Source organism: Streptomyces sp. NPDC058051 (assembly GCF_042885475.1).
Classification (GTDB): Bacteria; Actinomycetota; Actinomycetes; order Streptomycetales; family Streptomycetaceae; genus Streptomyces.
Genome location: NZ_JBHVRW010000020.1, coordinates 1 through 14,020, shown reverse-complemented (window position 1 = coordinate 14,020; position 14,020 = coordinate 1). Strand labels below are relative to the sequence as shown.

5 protein-coding genes and 1 tRNA gene are annotated in these 14,020 nt (G+C 68.5%); 1 reads left to right on the top strand and 5 read right to left on the bottom strand.

Annotated elements, in window-relative coordinates; all coding sequences use genetic code 11:
* Positions 1-47: 47 nt before the first annotated feature.
* From ACFVUT_RS26975 to ACFVUT_RS26960, 4 genes are all read right to left on the bottom strand, one after another.
* The gene (locus tag ACFVUT_RS26975) at positions 48-848 is read right to left on the bottom strand and encodes a helix-turn-helix domain-containing protein (RefSeq protein WP_389654443.1); all 801 of its coding nucleotides are present in this window, start codon (positions 846-848) and stop codon (positions 48-50) included.
* A 228-nt stretch (positions 849-1,076) separates the two neighbouring features.
* Positions 1,077-3,842 carry a DNA translocase FtsK gene (locus ACFVUT_RS26970; protein WP_389654441.1) on the bottom strand — a complete coding sequence of 922 codons (2,766 nt, stop codon included), beginning with the start codon at positions 3,840-3,842 and terminating at the stop codon, positions 1,077-1,079.
* Positions 3,843-4,104: 262 nt separating this feature from the next.
* Positions 4,105-4,782 carry a two-component system response regulator gene (locus ACFVUT_RS26965; protein WP_389654439.1) on the bottom strand — a complete coding sequence of 226 codons (678 nt, stop codon included), beginning with the start codon at positions 4,780-4,782 and terminating at the stop codon, positions 4,105-4,107.
* Positions 4,783-5,024: 242 nt separating this feature from the next.
* A complete protein-coding gene (locus ACFVUT_RS26960) occupies positions 5,025-10,442 on the bottom strand; it encodes a HAMP domain-containing protein (protein WP_389654437.1) in 5,418 nt (1,805 codons plus the stop codon).
* Between the two features lie 426 nt (positions 10,443-10,868).
* On the opposite strand from ACFVUT_RS26960, the gene ACFVUT_RS26955 reads away from it, so the two are divergent.
* Complete coding sequence (locus ACFVUT_RS26955) at positions 10,869-13,484, top strand: SpoIIE family protein phosphatase (protein ID WP_389654435.1); 2,616 nt, start codon at positions 10,869-10,871, stop codon at positions 13,482-13,484.
* 201 nt (positions 13,485-13,685) lie between these two features.
* Here the strand turns inward: ACFVUT_RS26955 and ACFVUT_RS26950 are convergent.
* A tRNA-Thr gene (locus tag ACFVUT_RS26950) sits at positions 13,686-13,761 on the bottom strand.
* Positions 13,762-14,020: the final 259 nt, after the last annotated feature.

Genomic DNA, 14,020 nt, shown 5'->3' with positions numbered 1-14,020 from the left:
CGCTCGCCGTGATGCTGTTGCCGCACGGGAAACCGTGCGTGTACGGGTCAGCCGACCGCCGGATCGCCCTTCGTGTACGAGAGCCGCTCGACCTGGCCCGGCTGAAACTTGTTCTCGACCTTCTTCCCATTCACGAAGAGCTCGATCGCCCCGGCGTCGCCGAGGACGAGATCGACCCGCTCCTGGTCCTGGAAGGTCTTGGCCTGCCCCTGCTGCAGCAGGCCGTCGAAGAGCAGCCGTCCGTTGTGGTCCTTGGCGGAGATCCAGCTCTTGCCCTGGCTTGCGCTGAGCTTCACCGTCACCTTGTCCCGGGGCGCGGCGGCGATGGCGCTGTCGGAAGGCGCCGGCTTGGGGTCGACGGGCTTGGTGGTCTTCGGTGCGGCGGTCTTCGTGTTGGGCGTCGAGCCCTCCGCGACCTGGGTGGTCGTGGATTTGTCGTCCCCGCCCTTCAAGAAGGTGAAGCCGACAAAACCGACGACGGCGACGATCGCCGCGACCATGGCCGCCGTCCAGTTGGGCCGACGGGGTTCGGAACGGATTCTCTCGGCCTCGAACAGCGGCGCCGCGGGTGTGGGTGCGGGACGGCCGCCGTGTTCGGCGTCGTACTGCGACACCAGCGGTTCCGGATCGATCCCGATGGCACGCGCCAGGGTACGGATATGGCCGCGTGCATACACGTCGCCGCCGCAGCGGGAGAAGTCGTCCTCTTCGATCGCGTGCACGATGGGAATGCGCACCCGGGTGGACGAACTGATCTCTTCGACCGTGAGACCTTCGGCGATACGAGCCTGCTGGAGCACTCGACCGATCAAAGGCCGGTCGTCTTCGGGGGAGTTGCCGATGGACACGGGGGTGCCTTTCGAGCGTGAGCCACCTGCTGGGTGTTCAGTTTAGGGGGGGTACGAAAGGGTGGGGCAACCGGGAGGAAGGAGTTTGTACGCCATCGGACTCGAACGCTGTCCGATTCGCCTGGCCGCACCGAGAAGGACGATCCTGTCGTCCCTGATAGGACAATCCTGCCGTCCTTCCTCTCAAGTTGACGTACGACCCGACGAAAGGGTTGCCCCGACTTCTTCTCATGGAGCGGATTCCCCGCGGATCAGAGCCAACACCCCGTCCAGCTCGTCGGGTTTCACCAGGACGTCGCGCGCCTTGGAGCCCTCGCTCGGCCCGACGATGTTCCTCGACTCCATGAGGTCCATCAGCCGTCCGGCCTTGGCGAAGCCGACCCGCAGCTTGCGCTGAAGCATCGAGGTGGATCCGAACTGGGTGGAGACGACCAGCTCGGCGGCCTGGCAGAGCAGGTCCAGGTCGTCACCGATGTCCTCGTCGATCTCCTTCTTCCTGGCGGTGCCGACGACCACGTCCTCGCGGAAGACCGGCGCCATCTGATCCTTGCAGTGCTGGACGACGGCCGCGACCTCGTCCTCGGTGACGAAGGCGCCCTGCATACGCGTGGGCTTGTTGGCCCCCATGGGCAGGAACAGGCCGTCGCCCTTTCCGATGAGCTTCTCGGCGCCGGGCTGGTCGAGGATGACCCGGCTGTCGGCCAGCGAAGAGGTCGCGAAGGCGAGGCGGGAGGGCACGTTCGCCTTGATCAGACCGGTGACGACGTCGACCGAGGGGCGCTGGGTCGCGAGTACCAGGTGGATACCGGCGGCGCGGGCCAGTTGGGTGATGCGGACGATGGCGTCCTCCACGTCACGCGGAGCGACCATCATCAGGTCGGCCAGCTCGTCGACGATCACCAGCAGATAGGGGTACGGCGAGAGCTCGCGCTCGCTGCCCTCCGGCGGCTTGACCTTGCCGTTGCGGACGGCCTGGTTGAAGTCGTCGATGTGCCGGTATCCGAACGCGGCGAGGTCGTCGTACCGGAGGTCCATCTCGCGTACGACCCACTGGAGGGCCTCTGCGGCGCGCTTGGGGTTGGTGATGATCGGCGTGATCAGATGCGGGATGCCCTCGTACGCGGTCAGCTCGACCCGCTTGGGGTCGACCAGCACCATCCGTACGTCATCCGGCGTCGCGCGCACCATGACCGAGGTGATCAGGCAGTTGATGCAGGACGACTTTCCGGAACCGGTCGCACCGGCCACCAGGACGTGCGGCATCTTCGCCAGGTTGGCCATCACGTAGCCGCCCTCGACGTCCTTGCCGAGCGCGACGAGCATCGGGTGATCGTCCTCGGCGGCGTCCGCGAGACGCAGCACGTCCCCGAGGTTGACCATCTCCCGGTCGGTGTTCGGGATCTCGATGCCGACCGCCGACTTGCCCGGGATCGGGGAGATGATCCGGACATCGGGGCTGGCGACGGCGTACGCGATGTTCTTGGCGAGCGCGGTGATCCGCTCGACCTTCACCGCGGGACCGAGCTCGACCTCGTACCGCGTGACCGTCGGGCCGCGGGTGAAGCCGGTGACGGCGGCGTCGACCTTGAACTCGGTGAAGACGTTCGTCAGGGACGCGACGATCGCGTCGTTGGCGGCGCTGCGGGTCTTGCCGGGCCCGCCACGCTCCAGCAGGCCGAGCGAGGGCAGCGAGTAGGTGATGTCGCCGGAGAGCTGGAGCTGTTCCGCGCGGGCGGGCAACGGCTGGGACTGCGACCGGTCGGGGGTGCGCTTGGTCAGATCGGGTACGCCGCCGACGGGCGCCGTCTCCCGGTCCGGCTCCCCTGCCGCGGCGGCGGGCTCGCCCTCTCTGGCCCCCGGCACCGGCGAGGCCGTGCGTTCGCGCTCGACGGAGACGCCCTGGGTGAGGTCGGCGACGATCGGCGAGGGCGGCATGCCGTTGAGCACGGCCCCGTCGAGCGCCGCCGCCGCGGCTGCGGCGACGTCCACCGCGTCCATGGTGCGGTTCATCGCGGGCTGCACGGAGGGCCTGCGCGGCCTGCGGCGCTTGGAGAGCGCGTCCGTCTCCGCCCGGTCGGGGTCGTACTCCGCGGGCGCTTCGGAGCGGCGTGCGGAGGAGCGGCGGGAGCGGGCGGGCAGCGCCTCTCGCCACTGCTCGTCGTAGCGCTCGTCGTCGTTCTCCTCGTCCGTCTCGGGGTCGTACGCCGGGGCGAGGAGGCCGAGCTTGGTGGCGAGCAGCCGGAGCCGTTGCGGAATGGCGTTCACCGGGGTGGCGGTGACGACCAGCAGTCCGAAGACGGTCAGCAGCAGGAGCAGCGGTACGGCGAGGACCTCGCCCATCGCGTAGATCAGCGGCTTGGAGGCCGCCCAGCCGATGAGTCCGCCCGCGTTCTGCATCGCCGTGGTGCCGTCGCCCCGGCCGGGTGATCCGCACGCGATGTGGACCTGGCCGAGCACCCCGAGGACCAGGGCGGAGAGTCCGATGACGATGCGCCCGTTGGCCTCGGGCTTCTCCGGGTAGAGGATCAGCCGCACGGCGACGGCTCCGAGCAGTATCGGCACGAGCAGGTCGAGCCGGCCGAAGGCCCCGGTGACGAGCATCTCGACGAGATCGCCGACGGGCCCGCGCAGATTCGACCAGGTGCCCGCGGCCACGACCAGCGCAAGGCCGAGCAGCAGCAGCGCGATGCCGTCCTTGCGGTGCGCGGGATCGAGTCCCTTGGCACCGCGCCCTATGCCGCGGAACATGGCGCCGACCGCATGGGCCGCACCGAGCCAGACGGCACGCGCCAGGCGGTACACGCCGTTGGTGGGCGAGGGTGCCGGTTTGGGCGCGGCCGCCTTCTTGGCGGGACTCTTCTTCGCGGGCGCGGTCTTCTTCGCCGCGGGCTTCTTGGCGGGCGCGGCTTTCTTGGCCGGCCCCGCGGTACGGCCGACGCGCTTCGCGGTGCCCGCCGTGCCCTGGGAACCCTTGCCGGACGTACGTGAGGCCATGATGCCGAGGTTACCGGTGTCGACGGCCGTGAACACGTGTGCCTGCCACTTCACCCGACCGTGTCGTCATACGGAGGCGCCGAACTGACGCGCTTTCACGCCATCGCACCGCCGGTCCCTCTGCCCTCCGACCTCTGCCCCTGGATCGTCGAACGGCCCCGAAGGCAGGGCAGTTGGGGCGGGTGCCCCGCCAACCGCCCGTCGCCCACCCGGAGGTCACGGTGTCGGTGCTCCCGGTCGTGGAGTCCTGTGCAGGACGGCGTTACGAGGGGAGGGCTGCCGCGCCGCTTCCGGTACCGGGCTCCAGCGCGTCGAGCGCCCTGCGCAGGCCGGTCAGCTTGCGTTCCAGATGGGCGGCGGTGGCGACGGCCGCGGCGTCCGCCGACTCGTCGTCGAGCTGCTTGGAGAGTGCTTCGGCCTGCTCCTCGACGGCGGCGAGCCGCGCCGAGAGCTCGGCCAGCAGCCCCGCGGGCTCCTTCTCGTGCCCCGCGCCGCCGTTGGCGTCGCCCTCCAGTTGGAGCCGCAGCAGCGCGGCCTGCTCGCGCAGCTTGCAGTTCTTCATGTAGAGCTCGACGAAGACCGAGACCTTGGCCCGCAGCACCCAGGGGTCGAACGGCTTCGAGATGTAGTCCACCGCGCCCGCGGCGTAACCCCTGAAGGTGTGATGCGGGCCGTGGTTGATCGCGGTGAGGAAGATGATCGGGATGTCCCGGGTCCGTTCCCGCCGCTTGATGTGCGCGGCGGTTTCGAAACCGTCCATGCCTGGCATCTGAACGTCCAGCAGAATGACCGCGAAGTCGTCCGTGAGCAGCGCTTTGAGCGCTTCCTCCCCTGACGATGCCCGGACCAGTGTCTGATCGAGCGCAGAGAGGATGGCCTCCAGCGCCAGCAGATTCTCCGGTCGGTCATCGACCAGGAGGATCTTGGCCTTCTGCACCATGGCCCGTCCTCCTCGCCCCGGAATTGCACCGGGCGCCGCCCCAGGGGACGACTCCCTTGCGCCGTCCGTCCTTGTGCCGGTCATGGTAACCGCACCCCGCCCGTCACCACACCCTGTCACTGCGATGTCACTGTGCACACAGCGGAAACGGGGCGTGGGACGAGAAGGTTCCCGCTCAGCGCCTTCTCACGCGCCTGCAAGCACGACCGATCACCGTCTCATCATGATTCATCAATTAATGATCACTCTCCGCGCATCCACTGCTCCATAACGGAAAGGAGGTGATCAGGATCAACAGGCTTGGTGACATAGTCGGAAGCGCCGGATTCGATCGCCTTCTCCCGGTCCCCCTTCATGGCCTTCGCGGTCAGGGCGACGATCGGCAGCCCGGCGAACTGCGGCATCCTGCGGATCGCCGCCGTCGTGGCATAGCCGTCCATCTCCGGCATCATGATGTCCATCAGTACGACCGTCACATCATCATGCTGCTCCAGGACTTCGATGCCCACGCGCCCGTTCTCCGCGTACAGCACCGAAAGGCCGTGCTGCTCCAGCACGCTGGTGAGTGCGAAGACGTTGCGGATGTCGTCGTCGACGATCAGCACCTTCTCGCCGCGGAACCGGAACGTCCTGCGGACCTCAGGTTGCACCTCCCCGGCGAGCGTCCACGGCTCCTGCGGAGCGGCGGCGCGGGGCGGCAGCGCGGGCCGCCGCTCCGCACTCCCCAGGGCCTTGCGGCGACGCTGCACCAGCCCGGCGGCGCCGGGGGCATCGTGCGCGGCGGCTGTTGATCCGGTCCCCGGACCGGTCTCCGGAAGGCCCGCCTCGACCGCCGCACCGTACGCCTCCGTGGGGCCGGGACCGAGCTGCGGATAGCCCTGCGGCGGCAACTCGCTCGGGTTCAGCGGCAGGTAGAGCGTGAACGTCGAGCCGCGGCCCGGCTCGCTCGCCGCGTGGATCTCGCCGCCCAACAGCCGGGCGATCTCACGGCTGATGGAGAGACCGAGCCCCGTACCGCCGTACTTGCGACTGGTCGTACCGTCCGCCTGCTTGAACGCCTCGAAGATCACCAGCATCTTGCTGGACGCGATCCCGATGCCCGTGTCGGTGACGGAGAAGGCGATCAGATCGGCGTCGGCGTCACGCAGCGATCCGGCTTCCAGGAGCTGCTCACGGATGGCGTTCGGCACATCCTCGCCGGCCAGCCGGATCACCAGCTCGACCGCCCCGCTGTCGGTGAACTTCACCGCGTTGGAGAGGAGGTTGCGCAGCACCTGCAGCAGCCGTTGTTCGTCCGTGTGCAGTGTCGCGGGCAGCTCCGGCGACACCCGTACGGAGAAGTCGAGCCCCTTCTCCGCGGTGAGCGGCCGGAACGTCGCCTCGACATAGTCGACCAACTGGACGAGCGCGATCCGGGTCGGGCTGACGTCCATCTTGCCGGCCTCGACCTTCGTCAGATCGAGGATGTCATTGATCAGTTGCAGCAGATCGGATCCGGCCCCGTGAATCGTCTCGGCGAACTCCACCTGCTTCGGCGAGAGGTTGCCCTCGGCATTGTCCGCGAGCAACTTGGCCAGAATGAGCAGCGAGTTGAGCGGAGTACGCAGCTCGTGCGACATGTTCGCCAGGAACTCCGACTTGTAGCGCATCGATACCGCGAGCTGCTCGGCGCGCTCCTCCAGGACCTGCCGGGCGTCCTCGATCTCGGTGTTCTTGACCTCGATGTCGCGGTTCTGCTGGGCCAGCAGCTCGGCCTTCTCCTCCAGTTCGGCGTTGGAGGCCTGAAGCGCCTTCTGCCGGTTCTCCAATTCCTGTGAACGGTCCCGCAATTGCTCGGTCAGCTCCTGCGACTGTTCGAGGAGCTTCTCGGTCTTCGTATTGACGCTGATGGTGTTGACACTCGTCGCGATCATCTCGGCGAGCTGGTTGAGGAAGTCCCGCTGGATATGGGTGAACGGCTGGAAGGAGGCCAGCTCGATCACTCCGAGGACCTTTCCCTCGAAGAGCACCGGCAGCACGATCACATGCGCCGGGGGCGCCTCGCCGAGCCCGGAGGAGATCTTCAGGTATCCCGGCGGAACGTTGTCCACCTGGATGGTCCGCTTCTCCTCCGCCGCCGTGCCGATGAGCGTCTCGCCGGGCCGGAAGGATGTCGGCATGGATCCCGCCGAGTATCCGTAGCTGCCCCTCATACGGAGTTCGTACGCGTCGTCCGTGTCGGTGTCCGATCCGACGGCGCCGGTGTCCCCGGTCGGCATGGCCATGAAGAACGCCCCGTGCTGCGCGGAGACGACCGGGGTCAGCTCGCTCATGATCAGAGAGGCCACGTCGTCGAGATCGCGCCGCCCCTGCATCAGACCGGAGATCCTGGCGAGGTTGCCCTTGAGCCAGTCCTGCTCCTTGTTGGTGGCCGTGGTGTCGCGCAGGTTGGCGATCATCGTGTTGATGTTGTCCTGCAGGGCCTGGATCTCACCGGCCGCGTCCACATCGATCTTGAGGTTGAGATCACCGCGGGTCACGGCGGTCGCGACGGCGGCGATGGCCCGCACCTGACGGGTGAGGTTCCCGGCCATCTCGTTCACCGACTCGGTGAGGTCGCGCCAGGTGCCGTCGACGTCCCGGACCCTGGCCTGGCCGCCCAGCTGCCCCTCCGTGCCCACCTCGCGGGCCACCCGCGTCACCTGCTCCGCGAACGAGGAGAGCTGGTCGACCATCGTGTTGATGGTGTCCTTCAGCTCAAGGATCTCGCCCCGGGCGTCGATGTCGATCTTCTTGGTGAGGTCGCCCTTGGCGATGGCCGTGGTGACCGCGGCGATCTGCCGCACCTGACCGGTCAGATTGGACGCCATCGAGTTCACCGACTCGGTGAGGTCCTTCCAGGTACCCGAGACCCCCGGGACACGCGCCTGGCCGCCCAGCTCGCCCTCCGTACCGACCTCACGGGCGACCCGGGTCACCTCGTCGGCGAACGACGACAGCGTCGTCACCATGGTGTTGACGGTGTCGGCGAGCTCCGCGACCTCGCCACGCGCCTCGACGGTGACCTTCTTCGTCAGATCGCCGTTGGCGACCGCGGACGAGACCCGGGAGATGTTGCGCACCTGACTGGTCAGGTTGTTGGCCATCAGGTTGACGTTGTCGCTGAGGTCCTTCCAGATGCCCGTCGCGCCGCGGACCCTGGCCTGGCCGCCGAGGATGCCCTCGGTGCCCACCTCGCGGGCCACTCGGGTCACCTCGTCGGCGAAGTTGAGCAACTGGTCGACCATGGTGTTGACGGTCGTGACCAGTTCGAGGATCTCACCCTTGGCATCGACCGTGATCTTCTTGGAGAGGTCGCCGTTGGCGACCGCGGTGGTGACTTCGGCGATGTTGCGGACCTGGAGGGTCAGGTTGTTCGCCATGCCGTTGACGGACTGGGTGAGGTCCTTCCACGTACCGGACACCCCCTGCACCTCGGCCTGGCCGCCGAGCATGCCTTCCGTGCCCACCTCACGGGCCACCCGCGTCACCTGCTCCGCGAAGTTCGAGAGCTGGTCGACCATGGTGTTGAGGGTGTTCTTCAGCTCAAGGATCTCGCCGCGCGCGTCCACATCGATCTTCTGCGACAGGTCACCCCGCGCCACCGCCGTGGCGACCTGCGCGATGTTGCGGACCTGAGCGGTGAGGTTCCCCGCCATGCCGTTGACCGAATCGGTCAGATCGCGCCACACCCCGGCCACACCGGGCACCTGCGCCTGGCCGCCGAGCCGCCCGTCGGTGCCCACCTCGCGGGCGACCCGGGTCACCTGCTCGGCGAAGGCGGACAGCTGGTCGACCATCGTGTTGATGGTGTTCTTCAGCTCAAGGATCTCGCCGCGCGCGTCCACATCGATCTTCTGCGACAGGTCACCCCGCGCCACCGCCGTGGTCACCTGCGCGATCTGGCGCACCTGGTCGGTCAGGTTGCCCGCCATGAAGTTGACGGAGTCGGTGAGCTCCTTCCACGTGCCGGAGACGCCGTCCACGCGTGCCTGGCCGCCGAGGCGGCCCTCCGTACCCACGTCACGCGCCATGCGTGTGACCTGGTCGGCGAAGGACGACAGCTGCGCCACCATCGTGTTGACGGTGTTCTTCAGCTCCAGCATCTCGCCCGCGACATCGACGGTGACCTTCTGCGACAGGTCACCGTTGGCGACCGCGGTCGTCACCTGCGCGATGTCGCGCACCTGCCCCGTCAGGTTCCGGAACGCCGTGTTCACCGAGTCCGTGAGGTCCTTCCACGTCCCCGCGGCGCCCGGCACCTCGGCCTGGCCGCCGAGGCGGCCCTCGACGCCGACCTCCCGGGCCACCCGGGTCACTTCCGAACCGAAGGACTGGAGCTGGTCCACCATCGTGTTGACGGTGTTCTTCAGCTCCAGCATCTCGCCGGCCACGTCGACGGTGACCTTCTGCGTCATGTCACCGCTGGCCACGGCCGTGGTCACCTGCGCGATGTCACGGACCTGAGTCGTCAGGTTCCGGAAGACCGTGTTCACCGAATCGGTGAGGTCCTTCCACGTCCCCGCAGCACCCGGCACCTGCGCCTGGCCGCCGAGCAGACCCTCGCCGCCGACCTCACTCGCCACGCGCGTCACTTCGTCCGCGAAGGTCCGCAGCGTCTCGGTCATCTGGTTGATGGTCTCGGCCAGCTGCGCGACCTCGCCGCGGGCACTCACCGTGACCTTCTGGGTCAGGTCGCCGTTGGCGACCGCCGTGGTCACCTCGGCGATCCCGCGCACCTGGGAGGTCAGGTTCCCGGCCATCGTGTTGACGGAGTCGGTCAGGTCCTTCCACACCCCGGCCACGCCGGGCACGGTCGCCTGGCCACCGAGGCGCCCGTCGGTGCCCACCTCACGGGCGACCCGGGTCACCTCGGAGGAGAACGACGACAGTTGGTCGACCATCGTGTTGACGGTGTTCTTGAGCTGGAGCATCTCGCCGGCCACATGGACGGTGACCTTCCGCGACAGATCGCCCTTGGCGACCGCCGTCGTCACCAGGGCGATGTCCCGCACCTGCGCCGTCAGCCGGTACGCCATGGTGTTCACGGAGTCCGTGAGGTCCTTCCACGACCCCGACATCCCGCGCACCTGGGCCTGCCCGCCCAGCTTGCCCTCGGTCCCCACCTCGACCGCGACCCGCGTCACCTGCTCGGTGAACGCCGACAGCTGGTCGACCAGGTTGTTGACGGTACGGGCGACCTTCAGGAACTCGCCGCGCAGCGGCCGAACCGTCTCGTCGGCCGTGTGCGACCGCAGCTCCATCCGCTGTTCGAGATCGCCCTCGGCCACCGCCGACAGCACCCGTCCGACCTCCGAGACCGGACGGGCCAGATCGTCGACCAGCTCGTTGGACGCATCGATCGCAGCCGCCCAGGAGCCCTCGCAGGCGCCCGTCTCCAGCCGCTCGGTGAGCTTCCCCTCACGTCCGACCACCCGCCGTACCCGGGCCAGCTCGCCGGTGAGATGCAGATTACGGTCGGCGACCTCGTTGAAGACTGCCGAGATCTCCGCCATCACGCTGTCGCCCGAGACCGTCAGACGCCTGCGGAAGTTCCCGTCGCGCATCGCCACCAGGCCCGCCAGCAGTCTGTTGAGCGCTGCCGCGTCGACCTCGATGGTTCCGTTGCGCTGCTTCTTCACGGACTGTCCGCCTTGTGTGCGCGCGCCTGTTCGTCGCGTCGCCGCGCCAGACTCCACCGTGATCCCTCCCGCAGGGGTTGACCGTATCGCTCGGGCCCTGTCTCAGGCCCTGTCTGGGAGCTTGCCCAGTTCCTCATTGGCTCACCGCCACGACCCACCGTCGACGGGTGACCATGCGGACGTCAAATCGTTGAAACGTACCAGGCGTGAACCGTGCAGGGGACAGCCTCCGGCAGTTGTCCCACAGACCACGTCGGAAAGCCCACACTTGACCGGTCGCCTGCTGGTTCCTGGCCGTTCCTGCCCGAAGTCGGACCTCGTGTACCCGGCACCGAGACCGAGCGTCTAGCCTGGCAGGCGAATCGAAGCGGCGAGAAACGGGCACAGGACTCGGGGAAGCGACGAGACACCATTATGGGGAGTGCTGTGATCACCGCGCGCGCGGCCGCCACCTTCGACCCGGTCGGACGCTCCGTCGCGACCGCCCGCGCCTTCGTCCGTGACACCCTCCAGGGGTGGGGGTACACGGATGTCGTCGACGACGCCGTGGTCCTCACCAGCGAACTCGTGACCAACGCGGTGGTGCACGCGGGCACCACCGCGGACGTACTGTGCCTGCGCACGGAGGACGGTGTCCGGATCGAGGTCTCCGACCACTATCCGGAACGCGAGATCCCGCTCCAGAGCACAGGTCTGGACTTCGGCAGTCCGGACCGTGAGAACGGCCGCGGACTGCTGCTCTGTGCGGCTCTCGCCTCCCGCTGGGGCGTCGAGTACTCGCCCACCCGCAAGCATGTCTGGTTCCAGCTCGATCTTCCCGAGCGCCCGGTGGGCATCCGCTCCGCCGGCCCGGTGCTCCCGATCGGCCTGCTCCCGGTCGCCGACGAGCACGTCCGGGTGGCGGTCGTCCAGATCGACAGCACCGGTTCCATCGCCGCCTGGAACGAGGACGCCTCGTTCCTCTTCGGGTACACCGCGGACCAGGTCACCGGGAAACAGCTCACCGACTTCACCGCATGGCCGCAGACGCCGGGCACCAACACCGGCATCGTGGACGCACTGCAGCTCTCGCGCTGGGAGGGCAGTTACGGGATCCGGGGCGCCGACGGCCGTACCGTCCCCGTGTACGCCTCGCACCTCAGGGTCCGCGACACCTGCGGCGAACCCTCCACGGTCTGCCTTCTCGTCCGCGACTACGAACGTGCCGTGCTCCAGTCCCCGGTGCGCGCACCGGTCTCCGACGCGAACGCCGAGAGCCACAAGACGGACCCGTTCGAGATCTTCATCGGCTCCCCCGCCCCCGACGATCTCGACGGCCTGCTCCAGCGCACGGTGGAACGGGCGCGCGACATGCTGGACGCCGATTCGGCTTTCCTGCTGCTGGCGACGGACGACGAGACGGAGCTGGAGGTACGGGCCACGACGGGGCTGCCTTCCGCCCGCCAGCGTTTCGCCCGCGTCCCGGTGGAGGCCGGCACCGGACGTTACGGCTCCGCCCGGATGCCTGCCGTCCACGAGGACCTCGACAACGTACCCGGCGCCGTCCCGCTGCTCGGCGGCACCGGAATGCGCTCGGTGGTCACCGTCCCGCTGAAGGTCGAGGGCCGCCTCACGGGCTCGCTGGGTGTCGCCGCGGAAGCGCCGGGCCGCTACTCCAACGAGGAGGCGCTGCGCCTCCAGTTCGCCGCGGACCGTATCGCACTGGCCGTCGAGTCGGCCCGCCTGGGCGAACTGGAACGCTTGCGCCGCGGTTCCCTTTCCTTCCTCGTCGAGGCGTCCGACCTGCTCGCCGGCACCCTCGACCGGGACCAGACCCTGGCGCTGATGGCCCAGATGACGGTCCCGACCCTGGCCACCTGGTGCGCCGTCTACACGATCGCCGACCAGGCCTCCGAGCCCTACCTCTCCTATGTGCTGCACGAGGACGAGGAGCGCATTGACGGCCTCAAGGCCCTGCTCTCCAAGATCGCTCCCCCGGACCCCGTGCCGACCCCCGGCGCCCGGGTCTGGGCGGCCCCGTCCGAGGCCGCCCACCAGGCGGCCCTGCGCACCTCGATGCGTTCGCTCGGTCTCGGCGAGCCCGGCGGGCTCGGCTCCGGCGTCCGTACGACGCTCGCCACCGCTGCCGCGGTGGGCGGGGAGACGGTGGTTCTGCCGCTCGTCGCCCGAAATCGCGTCATCGGCATGCTCACGCTCGGAAAGCCCTCCGACGACCACTTCCGCCAGGAAATCCTGGAACTGGCCGAGGATCTCTCCCGCCGCGCCGCCCTCGCACTCGACAACGCCCGTCTCTACTCGGAGCGCATGGCGATCAGCCAGTCCCTTCAGCGCAGCCTGCTGCCGCCGGGGCTGCCCGAGGTCCCCAATGTCGAGATCGAGGTCATCTACCGCGCGGCGGGCGAGGGCAACGAGGTCGGCGGAGATTTCTATGACGTCTTCCCGATCCGCGACGGCGCCTATGGCTTCGCCATCGGTGACGTCTGCGGTACGGGCCCGGAGGCAGCGGCCGTCACGGGTCTCGCCCGCCATGCCCTGCGTCTCCTCGCCCGCGAGGGCTTCGGCGGCCCCGCCGTTCTGGAGCGCCTCAACGCCGCCATCCTGGACGAGGGCGCCCGCAGCCGCTTCCTGACCCTCCTGTACGGGGAGTTGTGGCCCCAGGAGGACGGCAGCGCACTCCTGAAGGTGGTCTGTGCGGGGCATCCACTGCCGTTGCGCCTGCGCCAGGACGGCTCGGTGGAGGCAGCGGCCGAACCTCAGCCGCTGCTGGGCGTCATCGAGGACCTCGATCTGTACGAGCAGACGGTGACCCTCGCCCCGGGCGATGTCCTGCTGTGCGTGACCGACGGCGTCACGGAGCGCCGTGAGGGCACTCGGATGCTCGGCGATGACGGCCTCGCTGATGTCCTGGCCACGTGCACGGGCCTCACGGCGGGGGCGGTGGCGGCACGCATCCTGCGGGCAGTCGAACGCTTCGCCGCCGAGCCGGCCTCCGACGACATGGCGATCCTCGCCATGCGCGTCCCTGAACCGCCCACCGCCTGAACGCACTTCGCCGTATCGGAGCCTGGAGAACTTTCGGCAGACACGGACACGCGGACGCGGGCGGGGGGTACGGAGGCGCGGAGAGAACTCCCGGGTTGCCGTCCACCCATGGCGGCCTCCAATCCGACACCACGTGTGCCGGCCGGAAGCACGGTGACATGCGAAAGGCCCCTGCCAGTTGGCAGGGGCCTTTCGTTTTGCTGGAGCCCCAATGCGGAATCGAACCGCAGACCTTCTCCTTACCATGGAGACGCTCTACCGACTGAGCTATTGGGGCCTGCTGCGCTGTGGCAACGAGGTAAAGCATACCCCGAACTCAGGGGCACTCAGAACCACTGGCCACACGAGTTTCTGACGGAATCTCACTGCGCCCGCTGCGCGCTCTCTGCCCCAACGCGGCGCGGGCCCGGCCCGGTTGCCATGTCCGACCGAGGAGAGGGCGGTGAACGCAGAGAAGCCCCGTGCCACAAGGGCACGGGGCTTCTCAACAAAAGGAGTTCGGCGGCGTCCTACTCTCCCACAGGGTCCCCCCTGCA